At 67.8% G+C, this 22139-nt stretch carries 25 protein-coding genes, 1 tRNA gene and 1 pseudogene; 14 read left to right on the top strand and 13 right to left on the bottom strand.

The window, feature by feature from the left end:
- Positions 1–2 precede the first annotated feature (2 nt).
- Positions 3–467 carry a nucleoside deaminase gene (locus O7632_RS31530; RefSeq protein WP_278120558.1) on the top strand — a complete coding sequence of 155 codons (465 nt, stop codon included), beginning with the start codon at positions 3–5 and terminating at the stop codon, positions 465–467.
- 51 nt (positions 468–518) lie between these two features.
- Here O7632_RS31530 and deoD read toward each other — a convergent pair whose 3' ends face one another.
- Positions 519–1226, bottom strand: coding sequence for a purine-nucleoside phosphorylase (deoD, locus tag O7632_RS31525; RefSeq protein WP_278119646.1), 708 nt, complete (start codon positions 1224–1226; stop codon positions 519–521).
- A 90-nt stretch (positions 1227–1316) separates the two neighbouring features.
- On the opposite strand from deoD, the gene O7632_RS31520 reads away from it, so the two are divergent.
- From O7632_RS31520 to O7632_RS31495, 6 genes are all read left to right on the top strand, one after another.
- Positions 1317–1406, top strand: a tRNA-Ser gene (locus O7632_RS31520).
- A gap of 306 nt (positions 1407–1712) precedes the next feature.
- Positions 1713–2927 carry a helix-turn-helix transcriptional regulator gene (locus O7632_RS31515; protein WP_278119645.1) on the top strand — a complete coding sequence of 405 codons (1215 nt, stop codon included), beginning with the start codon at positions 1713–1715 and terminating at the stop codon, positions 2925–2927.
- 172 nt (positions 2928–3099) lie between these two features.
- Entirely contained in the window at positions 3100–3276 is a 177-nt protein-coding gene (locus O7632_RS31510; protein ID WP_278119643.1) for a hypothetical protein, read from the top strand.
- Positions 3277–3322: 46 nt separating this feature from the next.
- A complete protein-coding gene (locus O7632_RS31505) occupies positions 3323–3598 on the top strand; it encodes a helix-turn-helix domain-containing protein (RefSeq protein ID WP_278119641.1) in 276 nt (91 codons plus the stop codon).
- Positions 3591–4466 carry an XRE family transcriptional regulator gene (locus tag O7632_RS31500; protein ID WP_278119640.1) on the top strand — a complete coding sequence of 292 codons (876 nt, stop codon included), beginning with the start codon at positions 3591–3593 and terminating at the stop codon, positions 4464–4466. The genes O7632_RS31505 and O7632_RS31500 overlap by 8 nt, the downstream gene beginning before the upstream one ends.
- Positions 4463–4642 carry a hypothetical protein gene (locus tag O7632_RS31495; RefSeq protein ID WP_278119638.1) on the top strand — a complete coding sequence of 60 codons (180 nt, stop codon included), beginning with the start codon at positions 4463–4465 and terminating at the stop codon, positions 4640–4642. Before O7632_RS31500 ends, O7632_RS31495 begins: the two co-directional genes overlap by 4 nt.
- A gap of 366 nt (positions 4643–5008) precedes the next feature.
- On the opposite strand, the gene O7632_RS31490 is transcribed toward O7632_RS31495, so the two are convergent.
- Entirely contained in the window at positions 5009–5926 is a 918-nt protein-coding gene (locus tag O7632_RS31490; protein WP_278119637.1) for a LysR family transcriptional regulator ArgP, read from the bottom strand.
- Positions 5927–5995: 69 nt separating this feature from the next.
- Here O7632_RS31490 and O7632_RS31485 point away from each other — a divergent pair, with 69 nt between their 5' ends.
- On the top strand, positions 5996–6589 hold the full coding sequence (locus O7632_RS31485; RefSeq protein ID WP_278119635.1) for a LysE/ArgO family amino acid transporter: 594 nt from the start codon (positions 5996–5998) through the stop codon (positions 6587–6589).
- A gap of 121 nt (positions 6590–6710) precedes the next feature.
- A complete protein-coding gene (locus tag O7632_RS31480; protein WP_278119633.1) occupies positions 6711–8216 on the top strand; it encodes an LLM class flavin-dependent oxidoreductase in 1506 nt (501 codons plus the stop codon).
- An 11-nt stretch (positions 8217–8227) separates the two neighbouring features.
- On the opposite strand, the gene O7632_RS31475 is transcribed toward O7632_RS31480, so the two are convergent.
- Positions 8228–8980: a maleylpyruvate isomerase family mycothiol-dependent enzyme gene (locus O7632_RS31475; RefSeq protein WP_278119631.1), complete on the bottom strand. Its 753-nt coding sequence runs from the start codon at positions 8978–8980 to the stop codon at positions 8228–8230.
- 149 nt (positions 8981–9129) lie between these two features.
- On the opposite strand from O7632_RS31475, the gene O7632_RS31470 reads away from it, so the two are divergent.
- Both O7632_RS31470 and O7632_RS31465 read left to right on the top strand, forming a co-directional pair.
- Positions 9130–9528 (top strand): hypothetical protein, encoded by a 399-nt coding sequence (locus O7632_RS31470; RefSeq protein WP_278119630.1) that lies wholly within the window; start codon positions 9130–9132, stop codon positions 9526–9528.
- A complete protein-coding gene (locus tag O7632_RS31465; protein ID WP_278119628.1) occupies positions 9528–11966 on the top strand; it encodes a DUF4132 domain-containing protein in 2439 nt (812 codons plus the stop codon). The genes O7632_RS31470 and O7632_RS31465 overlap by 1 nt, the downstream gene beginning before the upstream one ends.
- A 69-nt stretch (positions 11967–12035) precedes the next feature.
- On the opposite strand, the gene O7632_RS31460 is transcribed toward O7632_RS31465, so the two are convergent.
- Both O7632_RS31460 and O7632_RS31455 read right to left on the bottom strand, forming a co-directional pair.
- On the bottom strand, positions 12036–12392 hold the full coding sequence (locus tag O7632_RS31460) for a ribbon-helix-helix domain-containing protein (RefSeq protein WP_278119626.1): 357 nt from the start codon (positions 12390–12392) through the stop codon (positions 12036–12038).
- Entirely contained in the window at positions 12389–12670 is a 282-nt protein-coding gene (locus O7632_RS31455; protein WP_278119624.1) for a hypothetical protein, read from the bottom strand. The genes O7632_RS31460 and O7632_RS31455 overlap by 4 nt, the downstream gene beginning before the upstream one ends.
- 123 nt (positions 12671–12793) lie before the next feature.
- Here O7632_RS31455 and O7632_RS31450 point away from each other — a divergent pair, with 123 nt between their 5' ends.
- Positions 12794–13057, top strand: coding sequence for a hypothetical protein (locus O7632_RS31450; protein WP_278119622.1), 264 nt, complete (start codon positions 12794–12796; stop codon positions 13055–13057).
- Positions 13058–13086: 29 nt separating this feature from the next.
- On the top strand, positions 13087–13602 hold the full coding sequence (locus tag O7632_RS31445) for a hypothetical protein (protein WP_278119620.1): 516 nt from the start codon (positions 13087–13089) through the stop codon (positions 13600–13602).
- Between the two features lie 286 nt (positions 13603–13888).
- Here the strand turns inward: O7632_RS31445 and O7632_RS31440 are convergent, their stop codons facing one another.
- From O7632_RS31440 to O7632_RS31415, 6 genes and pseudogenes are all read right to left on the bottom strand, one after another.
- A complete protein-coding gene (locus O7632_RS31440; RefSeq protein WP_278119618.1) occupies positions 13889–14551 on the bottom strand; it encodes a hypothetical protein in 663 nt (220 codons plus the stop codon).
- A complete protein-coding gene (locus O7632_RS31435; protein WP_278119617.1) occupies positions 14523–15596 on the bottom strand; it encodes a hypothetical protein in 1074 nt (357 codons plus the stop codon). The genes O7632_RS31440 and O7632_RS31435 overlap by 29 nt, the downstream gene beginning before the upstream one ends.
- 215 nt (positions 15597–15811) lie before the next feature.
- Positions 15812–16558 carry an ATP-binding cassette domain-containing protein gene (locus tag O7632_RS31430; protein ID WP_278119615.1) on the bottom strand — a complete coding sequence of 249 codons (747 nt, stop codon included), beginning with the start codon at positions 16556–16558 and terminating at the stop codon, positions 15812–15814.
- 797 nt (positions 16559–17355) lie between these two features.
- Complete coding sequence (locus tag O7632_RS31425; protein WP_278119613.1) at positions 17356–17901, bottom strand: kinase; 546 nt, start codon at positions 17899–17901, stop codon at positions 17356–17358.
- Positions 17898–18758 (bottom strand): GntR family transcriptional regulator, encoded by an 861-nt coding sequence (locus O7632_RS31420; RefSeq protein WP_278119611.1) that lies wholly within the window; start codon positions 18756–18758, stop codon positions 17898–17900. The genes O7632_RS31425 and O7632_RS31420 overlap by 4 nt, the downstream gene beginning before the upstream one ends.
- A gap of 103 nt (positions 18759–18861) precedes the next feature.
- Positions 18862–19215 (bottom strand): annotated as a pseudogene (locus O7632_RS31415) (isochorismatase family protein); the annotation flags it as partial.
- Positions 19216–19332: 117 nt separating this feature from the next.
- Between O7632_RS31415 and O7632_RS31410 the strand changes: the two are divergent.
- The gene (locus O7632_RS31410) at positions 19333–20094 is read left to right on the top strand and encodes a transposase family protein (protein WP_278111118.1); all 762 of its coding nucleotides are present in this window, start codon (positions 19333–19335) and stop codon (positions 20092–20094) included.
- Here the strand turns inward: O7632_RS31410 and O7632_RS31405 are convergent.
- Positions 20073–20276, bottom strand: a complete 204-nt coding sequence (locus O7632_RS31405; protein ID WP_278120557.1) for a hypothetical protein — start codon at positions 20274–20276, stop codon at positions 20073–20075. The genes O7632_RS31410 and O7632_RS31405 overlap by 22 nt on opposite strands.
- Positions 20277–20373: 97 nt before the next feature.
- Positions 20374–21780 carry a Tat pathway signal protein gene (locus O7632_RS31400; RefSeq protein WP_278119609.1) on the bottom strand — a complete coding sequence of 469 codons (1407 nt, stop codon included), beginning with the start codon at positions 21778–21780 and terminating at the stop codon, positions 20374–20376.
- Between the last annotated feature and the right edge of the window lie 359 nt (positions 21781–22139).

Here is a 22139-nt window from a genome sequence, read left to right as displayed (position 1 = left end):
GGATGCGCCGGGCGCTCGCGGTCGCCGGGCAGCCTGACCCGCCGGTCGCGGCTGACCGGCCGGTCGCGGTCGGCGGATCGGGCGCTGCTGACGTGCCGGTCGGGGCGGTGGTCTACGACGCGGCCGGCACCGAGGTGGCCGTCGGCCGCAACGAGCGCGAGTCGACCACGGACCCGACCGCGCACGCCGAGATCCTCGCGTTGCGGCGGGCCGGTGCGGCACTGGGCCGCTGGCGGCTCGACGACTGCGTCCTGGTCGTCACGCTCGAACCGTGCACCATGTGCGCCGGGGCGCTGGTGCTCGCCCGGATCTCCACCGTCGTGTTCGGGGCCTGGGAGCCCAAGACGGGCGCGGTGGGCTCCCTGTGGGACGTGGTCCGCGACCGCCGGCTCAACCACCGACCGGCGGTCTACGGCGGGGTGCTGGCCGACGAGTGCGCGGCGATGATGCGCGAGTTCTTTCGCTGACCATCGCCGTCGTCGCTCCCGCCGGCCGTACGCCCGCCGGTGTCGGCTCGCTCAGGCGATGACGGTGTCCAGCCCGATCCGGACCATCTCGCTGAAGGTCTGCTCGCGATCCTCGGAGCTCATCTTCTCGCCGGTCCGGATGTGGTCACTGACCGTGAGGATGGTCAGAGCGCGGGCCTTGTAGCGGGCCGCGATCGTGTAGATCGCCGCCGACTCCATCTCGACCGCGAGCACCCCGTAATCGGCGAGGGTGTCGAAGAGGTCCGGCCGGTCGGTGTAGAAGGCGTCCGCCGCCAGGATCGGTCCGACCCGCATGTCGACGCCGTGCCGCTCGGCGACGTCGACCGCCGTACGGAGCAGCCCGAAGTCGGCCACCGGGGCGTAGTCGACCAGGCCGGCGAAGCGCACCCGGTTCATGTTCGAGTCGGTGGAGGAGCCACTGGCCGCGATGACGTCCCGCAGCCGCAGGTCCTCGCTGAGCGCACCGCAGGAGCCGACCCGGATGAGCGTCCGTACGCCGTACTCGTTGATCAGCTCGTGGGCGTAGATCGACGCCGACGGCATGCCCATCCCCGACCCCTGTACGGACACCGTGGTCCCGCCGTACCGGCCGGTGTAGCCGAGCATCCCGCGTACGGTCGAGTAGCAGGTGGCGTCGGTCAGGAAGTTCTCGGCGATCCACTTGGCGCGAAGCGGGTCGCCCGGCATGAGGACCCGCTCGGCGATCTCGCCGGGCTTGGCTCCGATGTGCGTGCTCATGGCCGTGATCCTGCCAGGTCGGGCGGGGGTGGCCGCGTACGGGCGGATGCCGCGCGACAGCGCCCCGGCCGGTCGGGTAGCCTACTCGGCGGTGGCGTGTCCGAGTGGCCTAAGGAGCACGCCTCGAAAGCGTGTGAGGGTTCACGCCCTCCGCGGGTTCAAATCCCGCCGCCACCGCCAGCTAGCAGGGCGTACGCCCGGCCGGTCCGCACGGACCAGCCGGGCGTTCTGCGTCGTGGTCTCAGTCGGGTGAGACGCAGTTGCCTGGCGCTGGCCCTCCGCTCGGCTATGGGTCGTTCCCAAGTGCCAACCTAGCGTAGGCGGTTCGTCCGTTAGTCCGGTCGACATTGCTGCTCCGTCGAAGGGTCGACCGCCCAGGGCTGGCACCCGGCCTGAAGTGATGCGGCTGGTACGGCAGCGCTTCCCCTGCGAGGTCGTCGCGCGTACGGTGGGGTACGCGATGTACCCAGTCAAGTGAGGTGGCTCATGACCGGTCAACCGCAATCCACTCCGGGTGAGCGTGTGCAGCGGCTCCGGCGCGCCGCTGGCCTGTCTCGTGAACGCCTCGCCGGGCTGAGCGGACTGTCTTCGACCACCGTGAAGTTCATCGAAAACGGTCGACGATCGTTGACGCTGCGAGCCGCGCAGCAACTGGCCCCGCACCTCGGGGTCAGGGATCTCGGGGACCTGTTCGGTCCGGCGGTGACGATGTCGCTCGACGCGCGGGCGTCCCACCCCGCCGTCGATGACGTTCGTCGCGCTCTGACCGCATGGCACATCACCATCGACGGTGCACCCGAGAACACCGACTACCTGCGTGGAGCTGTCGATTCCGCCTGGCAGACCTGGCACACCTCGCGCCACCAGCGCACAGCTGCCGGTGAGATCCTGCCGGGTCTGCTCGACGCCACCCAACGGGCGGCGCGGTTGCACACCGGCAAGGACCGGCGGGTGAGTCTCGCCCTGCTCGCCCAGGCTTACCACCTGGCGCAGGCGTATCTGGCGTGGCACGGGGAACGGGAGCTGGTGTGGCTGACGGTCGACCGGGGGATGACCGCAGCGCTCGACGCCGACGACCCGCTGGCGATCGCCCAGGCGAGCTGGTACGCCGCCCATCTGCTGCGGGCGGTCGGCCGGGGTGATGAAGCGTTGGCGCGGCTTCGGGACGCGCGAGGACTGATCGAGCCTCGGGTCGCCGAGGGCGGCACCGAGTGGGCGGAGATGCTGGCCGATCTGCATCTGTGTTCGGCGTTGACCCGTGCCCGTACCGGAGACCAGGGCGCCTGGTCAGACTGGGACGCCGCGCGTGCGGTCGTGGAGCGAGCGTTGCCCGACGGGTTCGTCGGCCTGCGGACCCGGGTCTCCCGGCCGCTGGTCGACGTGTATGCGGTCATGTGCGCCGTGGACCTGGGCGATCCGGACGAAGCACAGCGCCGCGCGCACGCGCTGGATCCGGCGGCCATTCCGTCGACGGAACGCCGGGGTCGGCATTATGTGGAGCTTGCGCGTTCGGCCGACCTGGAGGGCGCGCGGGAAGCGACGCTGCACCTGCTGACGCGGGCCGAGGCCACATCGCCGGAGACGGTCCGGTACTCACCGGTGGCGCAGGACATGGCCACCCGGCTGGCCCGTGAAGCGCCGGCAGCCGTACGCGCCGAGGCGGTTGACCTGGCTCGCCGAATTGGTGCCGCCGACCTGTAGGTACCTCCTGTCACTGGGTACATCGTGTACCCCGATGCCATTGCGGTGATACCTAGCGTGATTACGCGGTCGCTTCGGGGCGTTGATCAACGTACAAGGTGGATCTTCCCGATGCGCCCAGGTGGGCGGCGGATGTCACCTCGTCGCCTCTGACCCTTGCGGAGGGACGGCGATGGCCAAGCAGGTACGCAGACAGTCAGACCCGGCCGTGTCCGGGGCAGCGATCCAGGCAGCCGAACACGAAGCGGCGAGGCAACGGATTCTGGAACTCGCCGACGCGGAGCGGATACCGGTGGAGGAGACGACCAGGGCGGTGCCGGATCGGCGGTGGCGTCATGGGCGGCGGTGAGATCCCGATCGGCAGACAGATCGCGCAGTGGCGGGTTCGTCGGCGGATGACCCAGCAGGTGTTCGCGGATCGGCTCGGCAAGTCGAAGAGTTGGGTCGACAAGGTCGAGCGTGGCGTTCGGACACTGAACAAGTTCTCGGTGATCCAGGAGATCGGCGAAGTACTCCGGATAGACCCTCTTGTCTTCCTCGGCCGCGACGCTGACCCACCCTCGGCGTCCGGTGCCGGCGTAGACGGGCTCGACCGGATTCGCGCGGCGGTGGCCCGCTACGACGTGTTCCGCACCGACCCCCCCGCCGGTCTGGTGCGTGTCCTTGGGTGAGTTGGAGCGACACGTCGGGCATGCGTGGCTGACCTTCCAGCACGGGCACTACGCACAGTTGGTGCGGACGCTGCCGGAGTTGCTAGACGCCGCCCAGCGACGGCACGCGATCGAACCCGAGCAAGGGGCGGAGCTGCTGGTACACGTGTACCGGATCACCGCGTCGCTGCTGGTGAAGCTCGACGAAGCGGATCTCGCCTGGTTGGTTGCGGATCGGGCAATGACGGTAGCGGCCGGCGACCAGGTGCGGGCGGCCTCGGTGGTGGTGCAGCTCGGGCAGGCGCTACGCGCGCTGCTGCGGAACCAGTTGGCGTTGACGACCACGATCGCCGCAGCCGACCGAATCGCGTCGGCGGGCAGGCTGCAGCTGGGATCGGAGGAACGGTCCGTGTGCGGGGCGCTGCTGCTCCAAGCCGCCCACGCCGCCGCCGGTTGCGGCGATCAGCACCGTGTCCAGGAACTGCTGGACCGGGCGACCGAGGCAGCCGAGCGAATCAGCGATGACCCGAACCGACACCAGATCAGTTTTGGCCCCGTCGCCGTGGCGCTGACCGAGGTCGTGACGGCGGCCGAACTCGGCGACATTGGGGGAGCGGTACGACTGCACGAAAAGGCGATCGGCCACGAACAGTGGCAGCGGCTGCCTGCCGAGTATCGGGCCGCGTATCTAGTGGATGTCGCACGGGCGTATCTCCAAGTCGGTGACGTCGGCGCAGCGGGGCGGCTGCTGGTGAAGGCGGACCGGGTCGCGGCGGCGGAGGTCCGGTATCGGCCGGCGGTGCGTACCGTACTCGCTGCGGCGTATCGCAGCGGCGCGGCTCCGAATGGACTGACCCGGTTGGCGGCGGCGGTCGGGGTGGGCAGGTGACTGGCCCGGATCTGTCGCCGGCCCAGGTACGCAACCGGCTGATTCTGTCGGCCCGCTGGATCCTGCGTGACCACCAACCGGACGACGACGGCAGGTGTCCGGTCTGCCGCGTGCCGGACTGCCGACCCGCCGCCACCGCGCGGGACTTCCTCGCCTCGACAGATACAGAACCTTGACCACCCTGAGAGCTGCGCAGAGGATCAGGACGGCGCGGGCTCCTCTGCCCGATTCCGGACCAGCCGGTGACAGTGGGCCCCCATCGTCTGCGACTGAGCAGTCGAGAGTCGAGCTTCCCGGATTTGTCGGCATGTTGAGCAGCGGCCACGCGGATCTTGCCGAACGGGCAAAGGAAATCGTGCGTGGCGTCGAGAGGTCGCAGTGATCGGCCCAGCATCTCGAAGATGTGTGATTGTTTATGCTGGGCCGCTCGTTGCACTTGCAAGCCGAGACGACAACTACCTGGCGCGTCCGAGGCTGCTTTCCTCGGCGAGGTGGCCAAAGCGCCATCTGCGTTTCGGCTCGTATTGCTGCTGCTGTCCGAGTTAGTGCAGGGCGGCGAGGGCGGCGGTCCGTACGGCGGCCGTCAAAGTGGACAGCACTGTGGACTCCAGACGCCAGTACTGCCAGTACAACGGCACGTCGATGTGGTGGCCGGCGGCGATGTCGACGAGCCGACCGGCGGCGATGTCCACTCGGGCGATGTCCTCGGGCACGAGACCCCAGCCGAGGCCGAGCCGGATCGCCTCGGTGAAGCTGGCCGACGCCGGCACGAAGTGCGTTGGCGGGTCGAAGCTTCCCAGCGGGTCGAAGCTTCCTGCCGGTTCGCCGTTGCGGCCGGTGACGGCACGGACGAACCGGTGCTGCAAGGTGTCCTTGCGGTTGAACCGGAGCATCGGCGCGGCCGCGAACGCCGTACCGAGATCGTGCCCGGCGAACCACGCGCGGTGACCAGCGGGCGCGGCGACGGCCAGGTAGCGCATCGCGCCGAGCCGCTGCACCCGGCAGCCCTGTACGGCGACCCGTTCGGTGGTGACCGCGGCCATCACCGTCCCGGCCCGCAGCAGGTCGGCGGTGTGTCCCTCGTCGTCGGTGTGCACCTCGAAGACCACGTCCGGTAGGGCGGTGAGGACCGGCAGGAACCAGCCGGCGAGGGAGTCCGCGTTGACGACGACGGACACCCGGGTACGGGACGGGCCGTCCAGTACGCCGCTCGCCGCCCGCAGCGCCTCGTGTTCGAGCAGGGCGATCTGCCCGCCGAGGCGTACCAGGGGCAGCCCGGCCGCCGTCGGCACGCACGGTCGGGTCCGCCGTACCAGCACCTGGCCGACGACCTGCTCCAATGCCTTGATCCGCTGGCTGACCGCCGACGGCGTGACGTGCAGGACCCGCGCGGCGGTGTCGAAGCTGCCGTGTTCGATGACCGCCTGGAAGGTCGCGAGCTGCACCGGGTCGAGTGACATAAGCGATTCTGATCGTACTGAAATATCTTTAGTTGGAGTGTAGGTAGCGATCGTCCTAGCGTCTGCGGCATGAGTTCCGTGTTCGCCGGGTTCGGCCTGTCCTTCGCGCTGATCGTCGCCATCGGGGCGCAGAACGCGTTCGTGCTGCGTCAAGGGTTGCGCCGGGAACACGTACTGCCGGTGGTGATGATCTGCGCGGCGACCGACGCGGCGCTGATGGCCGCCGGCATCGCCGGCTTTGGCGCGGTGCTCGCCGGGACCCCTGCGATCTTGACGGCCGTACGGTGGGGCGGCGCGGCGTTCCTGCTCGCGTACGCGGCGCTCGCCGCCCGCCGGGCGCTGCGACCCGGTGATCTCACCCCGCTCGACCGGCCGCCGGCGACGCTGCGCGCCACGCTGCTGACCTGCCTGGCGTTCACCCTGCTCAACCCGCACGTCTACCTGGACACGGTGGTGCTGGTCGGCGCGGTCGCCCAGCAGTACCCGAGCCGGTGGGCGTTCGGCACCGGAGCGGCGACGGCGAGCCTGCTGTGGTTCGCCGGGCTGGGTCTCGGTGCCCGCTGGTTGGCTCCGCTGCTCGCCCGCCCGGCCGCGTGGCGGATCCTGGACGGGTCGATCGCCGTGGTGATGGCGGCCCTCGCGGTGTCGCTGCTCTTCGGCTGAGTCGAGGGGATCTCAAGCCGGCTGGTGATCTTGGCCACTGTCGGGCAGGTCTCGGCCGCTTGGACCGTTTCGCCGGACGATCCGGTCGCCGATCCCGGTCACCGATCCCAGGAGGCGGAACATGACCGACTACGGACACGATCTGCTGTTCGGCACCTTCGTCACACCCGTCGCCGAGCAGGCCGACCGAGTGGTGGCGTTGGCCCAGCTCACCGAGGAGGTCGGGCTCGACCTGGTCACCGTGCAGGACCACCCGTACCAGGCCCGCTTCCTGGACACCTGGACTCTGCTGTCGGTGATCGCCGCCAGCACCAGCCGGGTGCGGGTCGCGCCGAACGTCGCCAACCTGCCGCTGCGCCCGCCCGCCGTACTGGCCCGCAGCGTCGCCACCCTGGACCTGCTCAGCGGCGGCCGGGTCGAACTCGAACTCGGCCTCGGCGCCGGCGCGTTCTGGGACGCCATCGCGGCCCTCGGCGGCGGCCGACTCACGCCGGCGCAGAGTGTCCAGGCCTTGGAGGAAGGCATCGCGATCATCCGGGCGATCTGGGCCGCCGACGGACCGTCCGTGAAAATCGACGGTACGCACCACCGGGTCTGGGGCGCGCATCCCGGCCCGGCCCCGGCCCACGACGTCGGCATCTGGCTCGGCGCGTACAAGAAGCGGATGCTCGGGGTCACCGGGCGACTCGCCGACGGGTGGCTGCCCAGCAGCCCGTACGCGCCGCCGGAGCAGCTGCCGGCGATGAACGCGACGATCGACGACGCGGCCCGCTCCGCCGGCCGGGAACCGGCGGCCATCCGCCGCCTCTACAACATCAGCGGAACCTTCGGCCGCGTCGGCTCCGGCTTCCTGACCGGTCTGCCGGCGCAGTGGGCGGAGCAGTTGGCCGAGCTGACCCTGACCGAGGGGATCAGCGGATACATCCTGGCCAGCGACGATCCGGACAGCATCCGGCGGTTCGCGGCCGAGGTGGTCCCAGCCGTCCGCGACCTCGTCACCGCCGGCCGATCGGCCGCGTCGGCCGCCGCCGCGATGGGCGTCACCCCGACCCCGGACGACGGCGTACGGCTCAGCACCGAACGAGTCTGGGACGAGACGACCCGCCCCACCGCCCCGGCGCCCGACCCGGAACTGCGCTACACCGCCGGTCAGCGGGCGGCCGGCAAACACCTGATCGACGTACACGATCATCTGCGCGGTGAGCTGCACACCGTACGGGATCTGATCGGCCAGGTCGCCGCCGGCAGCATCGGAGCCGGCACCGCCCGAGCCCACATCAACACGATGACGATGCGGCAGAACAACTGGACGCTCGGCGCGTACTGCGAGTCGTACTGCCGGCTGGTCACCACCCACCACACGCTCGAAGACATCAGCATGTTCCCCCAGCTGCGCCGGGCCGATCCCGGACTCGACCCGGTGATCGACCGGCTCGCGGAGGAACACCACGTCATCCACGACGTCCTGGAGCGCGTCGACCGGGCGCTGGTCGCCCTGGTCAGCGAGCCGGATCGGATCGGCGAGGTGCAGGCCGCCGTCGACCTGCTCACCGACACCCTGCTGTCCCATCTGTCCTACGAGGAGCGGGAACTCGTCGAACCGCTCGCCCGGTTCAGCCCGGCGTGACCTCGCCCGGCTCAGCCCGGCGTGATCGGGGTTCTCGGTGGTGCGGTCGCCGTCCGTGACCTGCGGTCCGCCGGCGGCGGATTGATCAGTACGTTGGCCGCCATCGCCAACCGCCGTACGGGATGGAACTGTGGACGGTTGCGGACTCGTTCGCGCAGGAGCGGCACGCCGTCGCCGTCGAGTTCGTCCCAGCCGTCGTCGCGTCCGCTCATCGCCAGCAGCAGCGCTTCGGCGGTGCCCCGGACCGGGACACCGGCGCCGTACCGCCAGCCGGTGTCGGTCGCGGTCAGTTCGAGCTGGCCGAGCCGCGGCCCTTTCGCGTAGCCGAGCGCCGGGTTGCGGGCCAAGTGGTTGAAGGCGACCCAACGCGGCTCCTCGGCCACCTCGCGCACGATGCCCAGCGGACGCCGGATGTCCAGGTCGTGCAGGATCGCGTCGGTGAGCACCGGATCGAACCCGGACCGGGGGATCGTCGTACGGGCGTCAGCATGCCGCCGCAACGTGTCGATCAACTCGGCGGTCGGCCGGCGGGCGGCCCGACGGGTGAGCACCACGTTGATCCGGTCGATGTCGGCGGCGGTCGCCATGATGCCCAGGTAGAGCTTGACCTGCCCGAAGGTCAGATAGGTCGTCAGGTGCGCGGCGATGTCGTGCATCGTCCAGCCAGCGCAGAGGCTGGGCTGCCGCAGCTCATCGGCGGTGAGCCGGCCGAGTGTTTCGGCCAACGCCCGCCGCTCCCGTACCACCATGTCGTACACCAACACGTTCCGACCGTAAGCCGGATACCTCTCGTCGGACATCTCCGACGTTGCCGACTGCATGGACCGCAGTCGATTGCCGTCGGTCGGTGATCCGGCCGGCCCGCGATGGCGGGATCTGATGCTGTCGGTGGATCCTCCTAGACTCCGGCGCCATGGCGATGGTGACCTTCGTTGACGAGAGCACGGCTGGTGCCCGTACCCCCGCATGGGCACTGCGGATCTTCGAGGAACGGTTGACGCTGCGGGAGCTGATCCGACGGCGGATCCACCAGGAGGTGGCCGAGTATCACGCCGCCGACGCGACGGCGCCGGCCCGGCCGCTGGTGACGCCGACGCCCACGGAACGGGCGCTCAACGGCGACCGGACCGTCCGGCCCCGCCCCCGGGTCGACCCCGAGCGGCAGATCGCCCTCGCCGAGGAGGCGTTCGGCCGCAACGGCTTCGTGGTGCTCGTCGGCGACCGGCAGGTCGAAGACCTCGACGACGAGGTGGACCTGCGGCGCGACACCGAGGTCACCTTCCTCAAACTCGTCGCCCTGGTCGGTGGCTGATGGCCCGGACCGCCGCCAAGCCTGCCTGGCACGTCCAGCGGATCCATGAGCTGGTCGCCGCTGACGCACCCGCCGAACTGGCCCGCTACCTCTACACACACGCCCAGCAGACCGTCAACAGCGCGGAGGTGCGCGCCGCGCTGCGCCCGCTGTCCCGACCCGATCTGGTACGGCTGGTGCGCGCCCTGGTGGACGTACGGATGGCTGACCGGCACCGGCCGTGGGCGGCGATCGAGCTGATTTCCCAGCTGGCCCGCCGGCTGCCCGCCGAGCTGACCGACGACGACGCGGACGCCCTCGCCGCGTTCGCCGTCCGGGACCCGTTCGGGTTGCCGCCCACCGCGTTGGAGATCGTCGCCCGCCGCCGGTATGCCACCCTCGGCGAACTCCCCGTCGACCTGGCTGAGTGGATCACCAGGCGTTCTGGGGAGAGCCCACGGCTGCGGCAGCTGCTCGTCGAACTGGGCAACTCACCGTTGTCCGACGAGGATCCCTGGGCCGGCGAGATCCTGGCCGAGCTGTCCACACTCGACGGAGTGTGGACGCGGCTGATCGCCCACGCCAGCACCGCCACCATCCCCCGCCCGTCAGCGGCCTGGGTGAGCGCCGCTCGGGACCTGCTCGCCCCGCTCGACCCGGCACAGGCTCGTACGGTGTTCGACCGGTGGCTGGCCGCCACGTCTCGTACGCCGCAGGAGGTGCCGGTTGCCGCCAACGCCGACGTACTGCGGGGCCTGCTCTGGCTGGTCGAACTGATCGGGCCGACGCCGCAGCAGATCCGCCAGCTCGGCGCGCTGGTCGAGACGATGCTGCGCCGGCTGCCCGACGTCGGTCCGGCCTGCCCGAAGGTGGCCAACGCGGCGGTCGGCGTACTCGGGCGGGTCGACAGTGAGGTGGCGCTGGCCCAGCTGGCCCGGCTGTCGGCACGGGTCACCTACAAGGGCACGCTCAACGAGATCGACAAGGCGCTCGACGTACGGGCCAAGGCGCTCGGCGTCGGCCGCGACGAGATCGAGGAGTTGGCCGTCCCCGACTACGGCCTGTCCGGCGTCGGGCGGCACGAGGTGACGGTCGGCGGCTGCCGGGTCGAGCTGACCTTCGGCCCCAGCGCGGCCACCCTGGCCTGGCACAACGAGTCGGGTCGGCCGGTGAAGAGCCCACCGGCGGCCGTACGGCGGGACCACCCGCCGGCCGTCGCCGACCTCAAGGCGCTGGCCAAGGAGATCACCGGGATGCTGGCCGCCCAGTCGGCCCGGCTGGACCGGATGTTCCTCGCCCAGCGCAGCTGGACCCTGGCCGGGTGGCGGGAACGCTATCTCGACCATCCGCTGGTCGGGGCGCTGGCCCGACGGCTGATCTGGCTGGTCGACGGGGTGCCGTGCGGCTGGGCGGGCGACACGCTGCGTACGGTCGACGACGCCCCGGTGGCGGCTGCCGACGACGCGTCGGTGCAGCTCTGGCATCCGATCGGCCGGCCGGTGTCGGAGGTGGTGGCCTGGCGGGACTGGCTGGAACGGCACCGGATCGTCCAGCCGTTCAAGCAGGCCCACCGGGAGGTGTATCTGCTGACCCCGGCCGAGGAGACCACCGGCACGTACTCGAACCGGTTCGCCGGACACATCCTGCGCCAGCACCAGTACCGGGCGTTGACCGCGGCCCGGGGCTGGACCGACCGGCTGCGGCTGATGGTCGACGACGTGTACCCGCCGACGACCCGTGAACTGCCACGCTGGGGGCTGCGCGCCGAATACTGGGTGGAGGGGATCGGCGACGAGTACGGCGTCGACACCACCGAAAGCGGGTCCTACCTGCGGCTGGTCACCGACCAGGTGCGGTTCTATCCGATCGCCGCCGCCGGCAACTCGGCCCACGCCTCGGGCGGCGGATACACCCACGATCGGTGGCGCGGCGGTGCCGATTCGGCACCGGTCGCGCCGCTGCCGCTGGACCAGATCCCGCCGCTGGTGTTCAGCGAGGTGATGCGCGACGTCGACCTGTTCGTCGGGGTGGCCAGCGTCGGCAACGATCCGACCTGGTCGGACGGGGGTCCGCAGGGCCGCTACCGGGACTACTGGACGTCGTACAGCTTCGGGGAGTTGTCGGCGACCGCGCAGACCCGGCGGGATCTGCTGGTCCGGCTGCTGCCCCGGCTGGCGATCGGCGAGCGGGCCACCGTCGAGGGCCGGTTCCTGGTGGTACGGGGTGAGCTGCGCACGTACAAGATCCATCTTGGTTCGGGGAACATCCTGATGAGCCCGAACGACACCTATCTCTGCATCGTGCCCAGCCGGTCCGCGTCACGTGGCCCGGAGCCGGGCTTCCTGCCGTTCGAAGGTGACGCTGTCCTGGCTGTCGTGCTGAGCAAGGCGCTGCTGCTGGCCAAGGACGACCAGATCACCGACCCGACGATCGTCCAACAACTCACCGCCGCCCGATAGCCGTACGGCCCGAGTCGCCGATCGTCGGAGCCCGCTGATCGTTGTCTTCCTGTTGCATCGGGCTGAGGGTCACGCCGCGTCGGCGTGACCCTCGCTGGTGTGTGCGGTGACGATGCGGCGGAGCACATCGAGGGCCTGCTCGGCCTCGTGCTGGCCGACCGGCGCGGTACGGGCCGCTACGTACCCGGTCAAGGCGTCGCGGATGACGTCGGACCGGCGGGTCGCCGACTCCCCGGCGATGCGGTCGAGCTGCTCGACGAGCGCGACGGGCAGCCGGATGCTCACCAGCATCATCGGTGCATCCGGTGCGGGACCGGTCGCCGGCACCGGGGTCATCGACCTGATCACCGGTGCCAGGCTGTCGGTGTTCTGAAACCAGGTGATGACCTCATCCTTGCTCATCCGGTCGAAGTCCGGCTCACTCACAGCACCCGCCTCCTCCACTCGTCCAGGTCCGCGCCACCCAACGCACGAACCCCCATGATCTTGTACGTCTCCGTGCCACCGATCCGGTCACACAACACGGCGACCACCCGGCCACTGTCGGCCATCCCCATGACGATAAGCAGCAGGTCCCCGATGACTCGTTCGTGACGCAGACCCGACGGGGCATACAGCGCCTCGGTCGCCTCATCGACCCCGACGTCGTTGCGGCGAGCGTTGGCCAGGCCCTCGTCGGTCCACACGTACTCGCGTTCCCCCACCCAGCGACCGTAACACGTTGTAATACGACTTGGTGCCGGGCTGTAGGCGAATCGGTGCTACCGGATCGCCCTCCGGATAGCATCGGCCGGGTAAAGAAGCTGTCGATCTCCGTTCCGGAGGATGTGGCCGACACCTTGGCCGAGCAGCCCAACGCATCCGCCTACATCACCGAGGCGGTACGTGACCGGATGCGCATGGACGCGTTGCGCGCCGAGTTGGCACATGCCGGCATCCAGGTCACGGAGCCGGGACTGGCCGCCGCGCGGGCACGTCGGGCCACCGTCGAAGCGCAATGGCCCGCCGAGCGGTACGACCTGGTGCGGGACCGGGTACGCCAGCACCTGCGTGATGAGGAGTCCACCGGGTCGCCGGCACCGGCCGCGTGACCGTCGGGGACGGGCGTCCGGTCCGGCTGGTGCTGGACAGGTTAGCGCTGCTCGCCTACCTGGACGGGTCGGCGCACGTCGCGGCGCCGATTCACGAGGTCACCCAGGACGGGGTCCGGTTCGGGGTGACCGCCGTCAGCGTGGTCGAAACCCTTGTGATGGTCAGCGGAGGCAAGGATCGACAGCTGCTGCGGCGACTGCTGGAGCTGGACGCCTGCGCTGTCCTGGACACCCCCGGTGGATCATGGCAGGAGTTGTCTTATTGGCGGGAGGTGACCGGCCGGGTGGACCTCGCCACCCGACTTGGGTCATTTAGTGCGTACGACGATCGGCGCAGTGTTTCCGCTGGTGGCCGCGGTGCCGCCCGTTGGGCGCCTCGACCGAAGGGACGGCGTCGCACTGGTTGGCGGCGCGTCGGCTTGACGGATACCTGGCATCTGCTGGTGTGGACCGTGGTGCACGCCTCGCGGTCGGGGACTTTGCGGCTCTTCGGGCCGTTTGAGCATCCACATCGGATGGTTATGTCTCTTTCCGGAGGGCGTTGAGAAACCGCCAAAAAGAACATTTCGGCGAGGTCAAGGTGTCGGTTAGTGCGCAAATTTCGGCGTGGTCGCGAGCAACACTGCAGGTCACAGCGCTGAGATCGGAAGATGATCATTAACGTGACCCAAGTCGGGTTATTGGCGGGAGGTGACCGGCCGGGTGGACCTCGCCACCACTGTCATGGCCTGCCTGACGCACCGGGCACCGGATCCTGACCGGGGAAACGCGGTACGGGGACGACCTGCCCGTGATTCACCTGCCGAGGTAGTCCGGCTCCCGGCCTAGCCGTCATCGCAACAGCGTTCGGAGACGCCGAAGACGCCACGGGGTCATGCTGTAGGCGACCAGACCCACGGCGAACAGCCCGATGCTGAGCAGCAAAGCAGGAACATCGGCGTACGGCCGGATGCTGAACTCCCACCACCAGTAGTCACCGCCGGAGTGGTATCCCCAGTAGAAGAAGGTCACCGCGACCAAGGCGGGCAGAGTCCAGGCGAGCCGCCAGCCGAGGAGCACCCCGGCGAGCAGCGCCAGTCCGAACCACGCCAGCCACGACCGCAGCATGACCAGCAGGATGACCGGGTCGATGGTGAGCGCCGCGAGCGCGAGGAAGATCGACACACATGCGACGGCAATGCCGGCCAGGTGGATTCGCTGTACGCGGCGCAGGGTCCGGGTCACCCCCTGCTCCAGATCGGCCAGGTGGCTCCGCATCCCCAGTACTGGCAGGACCGCCGCACCGATGGCCAGCAGGCGCCACAGCGGGATGCGTCCCTGGCCGTGGTCAACGGCGGAGGGCACAGCCACCTCCACCGTCCCGAGCCACGCGGTCAGGACGCCGCAGGCGGCCACGGCCAGCAGGATCGACCGGGTCCGCCGTACGGCGAGGAAGATGCGGATCGGCGCCGCCGTCGCCGTGGCCTCACTCTCCCGACGCGCAGTAACGACCACGGATTTCGCGCACCTCTCCCTCGGCCCACTGGAACTGCTCCTCCTGCGAAAGATCCCGCAACCTGGCGCGACCCTCAGCCCAGTTCTGCTGCATCTCGGCTGGTGCGTTGGTCTGGTAGTCGGGGATCGCTCCGCCCACAAGATACGCTTCCAGCCACGCACTGAATACTTCCAGTCGACCCATGTCCGCCTCCGTCACGGACGGCCAGGCACAGTCGTCAGCCCCCTGGAAGTTGAACGTCGCGCTGGTGATCGCGGTCTCGATACCGCCGGCGTAGGACCACGGGCTGCCCTCGATGATCAAAAAGTAGGGTACCGCGTTCGAGTTCCCTACCCGCAGATCTATCCGATTCCCAAACTGAGAACCTGGGTCGATGCCGTGCTCGTTCATCCGGGGCGGCAGCACGAAGGCATCCGGCAGCGCGGCGATCCGCCCGCTCATCTCCTCCAGTCGCGGAAGATACTTCTCGTGCTCCGGCCAGACACAGAGCACGGTAGGACCTTGAATGCAGGTTGCCCGGTCCTGCGCGGGCTCCCGCGGCACCACGATGGCGGTGCTGAGCAGGACCCCGATGAGCACGATGGCGGTGGCAACGGGAATCGGCAGATGACGTCCGCGCAGGCGGACGCCAGCCGGCGCCCAGAGCAGGGCTGCAAGTAGAGCCGTCACGGCGGCGAACCGTACCGCCAGGATCACTGGGTCGACGGTCATCGACGGGAGACCCGTGATGACAACCGCTGATCCCTGTCGATCCAGCAGTCCGAGGAGCACCAGGAAGGACAGGGCAGCGACCAGCGGGGCGAGTGCCGCCCCGAATATCTTCCCCATCGTCCAGCCGACAGCGGCGGCGAACAGCGTGACGAAGACACCGACCGCGAAATAGCCCAGCCATAGATGTAACCCCGGCGGGAAGGTTCGGGCGGTCATTGCAAAGCCCGCCGCCTGACCGACCAGGTACGGCACGAGCAGGATGACGATCGTCGCGGCCATCCGGTAGCCCTCGATCGCCGCCGGCCGCATCCGCGCTGCGGCGGCCTGCTCCACGAGTCCGTGCCGGCTCGTGGCCGTGGCCGCCCACGCCGCCGCGCCAGCGCCGAGAACCCCGACCAGATAGGCCGGGACCTGCGCCGCTGCTCCGGTTTCCGGCCAGACGCCGACCCAGTAGTCGGTTCGCAGGAAGAGGACTGCTAGGTCCAACGCGATCAGGACCGGCAGCGCCCAGCGGATCGGGGAGTTGCGGATGTGCAGCCAAAGGATCCTCATACCGCCTGCTCCGCCTCGGGCAACAGGTGCATATAGGCCCGTTCCAGTGGCGTGTGACCGGGCAGGTCGTCGCGGGCCGTGGCTTCCAACTCCACTACGCTGCCGTCGAACCTGGCGACGCCACCATGCATGACAACGACCCGATCGGCGATGGCAGCGACGTCGTCGATCAGGTGGGTGCTGAGCACTACCACCGCGTCCGCGAGGCCGGAAATGATCTTGCGGAACTGCAGCCGCTGCCGGGGGTCTAGCCCCACCGTCGGCTCGTCCAGCAGCACCACACCCGGGCGTCCCACCACGGCCCAGGCGATTCCTGCCCGCTGCCGCATCCCGCCGGAGAGCTTGCGCATCTTGTCCCGGCGGCGATCAACAAGATCCACCATCTCCAGTGCCTCGTCGACCGCCCCGCGCCACCGGCTCGACGGGACTCCTCGCAGCCACGCCGCATACGTCACGAAGTCGGCCACGCTCATCTGCGGATCGAAGCCGAAGGCCTGCGGCAGATACCCGATTCTGTCGCGAATCCGGCGCGCGCCGCGCTCGTCAACGACCTCGGCACCGCCGATGTGCAGAGAGCCATACTGCGGCGGCATGATAGTGGCCAAGGTCCGAAGCAGCGTCGTCTTTCCTGCACCATTCGGACCGAGCAATGCGGTGACGCCCGATTTCAGAGTCAGACTCAACCCGTCGATCGCCAGTGTCTTACCGTACCGCTGGGAAACACTGTTGAGCACTACTTGCATTTAGAAGCTTTCTCGTCTTTAGGGCGACGTCCTGAAGGTGGGGGGTAAGACTCCGCCCCCACCCCGGACGTGCGTCAATCACTAGTAGTAGCTAATCTGACCGTTCGAGACACCGAAGGTGCAGTCAGCGCCTGATACATCTGCCGTGCTCCCCTGAGGTCTGCCGACTGTCAACCAGCGAGTCCCCTGTGCTGTGCAAGACACCGATGATTGGTACGTGCCTGCCCACTGCGCTCCCGGCGAAGCGCATCTCTGTGCCCACGCCGTGTTCCACCACTGGGTGTAGCAGTTGAAGATTCGACTTGACGTGCCTTGGGCGCTGGCCGATGAGCTGCTGAGGATCATGGCCCCGAAAACCAATAGCCCCAACACTGTCAACTGGGCTAACCATCGCACTCCGGACGAGCGCAGATCCGACGATCTTGCGGACTCGAACACTACGTGCACCTCCCGGTCGATCGGGCCGGACGACAGCATAGTCATGAACCAGCTGCCTATCCACATCGATAGAATTCACCATAATCGCCGAGGAGGGATCAATCAAGCAGTGTCGAGGGCGACGATTTCCGCCCTGATCAACTCGCGTGTCGGGTGCTGCCTGCCGGTCTGGCGCCGCGCGGCAGCCGGCAGCCGGCGAAACTAATAGAGTGAGATGGGTCACTCGCGTGAGGCTGGTCTTCACGCGGCCGGCGGAATCCCGTCTCCGTGGCAAGCACCTCCACAATCTTGTAAATCCGCGGGTGCCGACAGGCGTGGACCAGGCGGTACTGGCCTCATCTGGATGGGCCGGACGAGGATTAGTCCGCGCTGGCGTCAGTGAGCGCGCGGGTGGCGTGGTGGATGGTGTAGGCGGCCTCCTGCGGGTTGCTGGCGGCGGTGTTGATGGTCAGGTCCGCGTCGACGGGCGGTGTCTGGTCCCATGCAGTGAGCCGGTCGGAGGTGTCGCCGGTGTGGCGTTCCCGGATGCGTTGTGCGGCGATGTCGCGGGGGCACCACAGGTAGACGACCAGCCACCGGGCCGATGGGGTGGCGTCGGTGACGGCGTGGATGCCGTCGGGTTGGCCCATGTGCAGGACAGGGATACCGGTGGTGAGCGCCTGGTCTAAGCCGTCGCGGTCGATGACGTACGTCGCTCCGTACCGCTGGTTTTGCCAGATGATGCCGCTGGCCGCCGCCAGGGCGGCGAGGTGGTCGGGGGTGGTCATGCGGTAGCCGCTGGTCCGTCCCCGGCCAGTTTTGAGTCTGGCGAACAGCTGGTAGGCGGGGTCGATGGCGGCAAGACGTTCGGTGATGGTGTCCTTGCCGGCCGCTGGTGGGCCGTACAGGATGACGCCCTGTCTCATGCGGTTGCCGCCGGCGCGCTGAGGATGGACGCCAGCAGGTCTTTGGCCTGCTTCTGCAGCGGGGCGCTGGACGCGCAGTTGTCGATGACGGTGTGCGGTGCGGTGGGCCGCATGTCGAAGTCGACGGTATCGAGGTAGGCGGGCCAGTTGGCGAGTTTGGCCGCGTCTCTGGCCGCGCCCCGGTGGCGGATGTAGGTGTGCATTGTGTCGGCGTCGCAGTACACCCACACGAACAGGGTCTGGGCGTTCATCGCGGTGTGGCTGGCCTGGATACGGTCGACCCATGCGGTGTCGGTGAACTCGCGGATGAACGGGGCGGTGACGATGGAGCTGTTGCCGCAGGCGACGTTCTCATGGGCGACCGCGATGAGGGACTCGTACTCGCGTGGCCGGACCTTCGTGGCGTACGCGTCCGATTCGCGGTCGTAGGGTGACAAGCCGAGAAGTTCCAACGCGGCTTCGACGACGGGGCGGGTGATGGTGTCCTTGTCGAGCATCGGCCAGCCGGTCTCCCTGGCGAGGACGCGGCCGAGTTCGGTCTTCCCACTGCCGGCGTAGCCGCCGATCATCACGACCCATGGAGTACGGAGGCGGATGTCACCGCCACGTGCCTGGTTGGGGGCGTGGACGATCCGCTTCGATCGGGACTTGCTGATGACCAGACCTTCGTCGGCGAGGATCTTCATCGCCTCGGAGATCGTGAACACGCTGACGTCCCAGCGTTCAGCGAGCTCGCGCGTGGACGGCAGGACTTCGCCGTCACGCAGTACGCCCGCTTCGATCTCGTTGCGCAGGTTCCGGGCCACCTGCTGGTGCAGCGACTCTGATCGGCTGAGCCTGGGCTGAGGGGACGACATCGACTTTCCTCTCATATCAGGCACCCGTCCGCGACTGCCTCGGGACACAGTCGGTCACCTAACAGAATGGTATGCCCTAACTGTGCTGGCAAGCATCCAAATTCTATGTATGGCGCTTGACGCGTCCCAACACTAGGTTCGCTGGGATCTGGTCTCGGCTAATGACTTGGTGAGGACCAATGAAACGCCGAGCTACCAAGAGGCCGGCATCATGCGCCCCGGCGCCCGCATGGCTCGCTGACGCGTCCGCGATTAGCCATGGCGTGAAGCCGTGTTCGAATGCGTCCACGGCACCCTTCAAGACGCAACTTTCGGTAGCGATGCCGCAGAAGTAGAACTCTTCCCATCCGTGCTCTTTGAATAGCGCTATCCCCTCGGAGGTGAAGGGGCTGTAGACTCTTTTGTCGAGTGTCGCGCCGTGATTTAGGTAAGGATGCAACTCCGAAACAAAGTCAATGAGGCTTATTCAGCAGGCCTCCGACCCGCTACAGTAGACCCCCAATAAAAGGACGATCCGCTCTTCCGTAGGATGGAGTTACCACACAACATCACAAAGAAAAGCGGACCGCCGAACATGTATCATACCACTGGCTTCACCACGGACCAGATCCGCGACCTCTGCGTGCTGGTCCGAGCGGAATGCCAGGATCTGGATGTGGAGCCGTGGCCCCCGGTCCTTGGTCTCTACCGCGCTGTCGTCGTCGCGTTGACCTACATGCGTCGCAACCGCGTCCAAGCGGAGATCGCCGAAGCACACGGCGTCTCCCAGCCGACGATCTCGCGAGCGGTCACCGGCATCACCCCGGTCCTCGATCGCGTGCTGACGGAGTTCGTACCGACAGCCGACGACCTCAGCCCGACCGACCAGTACATCGTCGACGGCACCCTGCTTCCCTGCTGGTCATGGCGCACGCACCGCTGTCTGTACTCCGGCAAGCACAAGACCACGGGCATGAGCGTCCAGGTCGCCTGCACCCTCGACGGCGCGCTCGCCTGGATCTCCGATCCCGTCACCGGCAACCACCACGACTCGTACGCGATCAACGACACCGGGGTCCTCGTCACCCTGAATCCCGGAGACTGGATCGGTGACAAGGGCTACGTCGGCAACGGCATGATCACCCCGTACAAGAAGCCCAAAGGTGGCGAGCTCGCGGAATGGCAGAAGGAATACAACAGGCAGGTCAACAAGATCCGCTGGGTTGTGGAACAGGTCGTCGCGAACCTGAAGACATGGCGGATCCTGCACACCGACTACCGCAGACCGCTCGCGACCTTCACAGAAACGATCTCCTGTGTTATCGGGTTGCACTTCTACAGGATGGCCTGTGAATAGACCTCAATGTCCGGGGATGATTGGAGCTGTTGCCAGCCAAAGAAGCGCTCGAAAGGGCTGCCGGGGTAGTTCAGATACCGGGTGAAGAGTGTGTCGTTTCCGGCAGCCTGCCAGCGGCGTACCAGGTCGACAACGACAGGAACGATGTGCGCCGATTGCTCGCGTACGAAGCCCTTCTGCATGTCGGTCACGACTAGCACAGGGCGACCCGATGTCATGTGCTCGACCTCGATCGATCATCACGACCCCTGATATGGGGAATTTTCTGGCGGCGTGAGTTTAGATGTCGGCGGGCGTAGTTCCGTGTCGTAGGAAGGCCGCCGCGCGTTGATCGAGTTTCTTGGCGAATCCGGGCAGGCGCGGTCCGAGGCTGTTGAGGCGTGTGCGCATGTTCTTTACCGCGCCGCGCGCGCGGCCGGACTTGACACCCTGCATCGCGTCTATGGCCAGATTCCAGTTCTCGGTTGCCTCGCGCAGACGGCCCTGTGCGCACTGAACGTCAGCAAGGTTGGCCAGGGTCAAGGTATGAATTCGACGGAACGCATCGGCATTTCGAGTGACGATCGACCTGCGGAGCTGGGTCTCGGCACCGGGTAGATCGCCTAGATCGCGGAGGGCTTGACCAGCTTGGCTGGCGAGAGAGGTTTCCGTGAAGCCGCTGGCCCGAATCCAGGTCGGCTCGTCTTCCGGTGACGCATTGGCTAAATGGGACTCTGCCGCAGAAATTGCCGATGACGTACGCGACTTGTCGCTTGTCGCACCGTGACCGCGAGCTGTCAGGATCGTGAACAATGCGGTCGCAGCGGGGGTTGCTCTCCCCTTCGACCATTCGAGAGACGAGCTTGCGAGTCGAAGTGCTTCCTGCCCGTGACCGAGATCAACGGCCTGATGCGCCATCGCTCGCAATGTGAATCCGGCAAGCGCTCGGTCATCCGCTTCATTAGCCAGCCGAAGCGATTGGATGTAGTATCGCTGAGCCAAGCCGTGGAGGGAGGAATCAAACGCCTTCCATCCGGCGAGGTAGGTCATCTCCGCTGCGACGCTGAACATGGCTCTGCGGTCATCGTCGGAGGCGAATCGTCCGCGTAGATAACCCGCGACATCGGATGTGAGGTACTGAACGACCGCGAGGCGAGCGTGGCCGCCTCCGAACCGCTCGTCAGCCTTACTGAACACCGCCAGCATGTCGCGCACGGCGTCGATCTCATTGCGACCCACAGCGACGTCCCCGCCTTGCGCCTGCCGCCCCCTGTCCGCGATCTCCTGCCAGGAGTCGAGGGGTACGGCGAGTGCTGCCAGCGAGTACAAGGCGGTGAGCGCGAACCCTCGTCGCTCCAAGTCGGCCCTCCCGACCGTTACGAGATCGGTGGCTGGGTCGTGCGTCCACCAGTCCAGGCCACCTAAGTCGGACTCCAGGCTACCTCCTGCGAGGAGGTTGAGATCGGTTGGATGAACCACACGGCCGAGCCGGCGGGAGATCGCTTCGGCCAGGTATCTGGGGGTTTGGCCGCTGGGTCTTACACCAGCGATCCAATGCCCTACATGAGATCGATCGCAGGACGGCAGGTCGTCGTTGTGCTCGCGTGCCACGGCGCGGACCGCCGCAGCGCAGGCGTCATACGACCATTGGCATGCCTTGATTGCCGTCAGCAACTTCTCGTTGCGTTGTCTGAGTGCCCGCGCCATCCGCCGGCCTTCCTATGGAGGCTGTGTCCAACGCGTTCAACGCGTTCAACATGTGCAGTGTCCTATAAGGCTAGCGGACGTCAGACATAGCCCGTTCACTGCAAGTAGAGCTTGTGGCATGGGAGGTGAGCACGAGATGGTCGTCGAAGTGCCATTGGTGCGTGTCGGCACCGAGATGGTTGACTACCTGCGGGCGTGGCTGGTCCAACGGTCGCGCCGATCGGCCGACTCGGTGTGGCCCGTCCGCTCGCAGCCGGACTTGGTCGGCACGCCGTTGCACTGTCGGCGCGGCGTGATCGCATACCTGGCGCGTGCTGGCGTGGCGGTCTGCTCGATCGCGCAGGTCCGTCACGTTACCG

The sequence above is a fragment of the Solwaraspora sp. WMMD406 genome (assembly GCF_029626025.1).
Classification (GTDB): Bacteria; Actinomycetota; Actinomycetes; order Mycobacteriales; family Micromonosporaceae; genus Micromonospora_E.
Note: the sequence above shows the minus strand (reverse complement) of the source record. Positions and strands in the feature narration are given on the sequence as shown.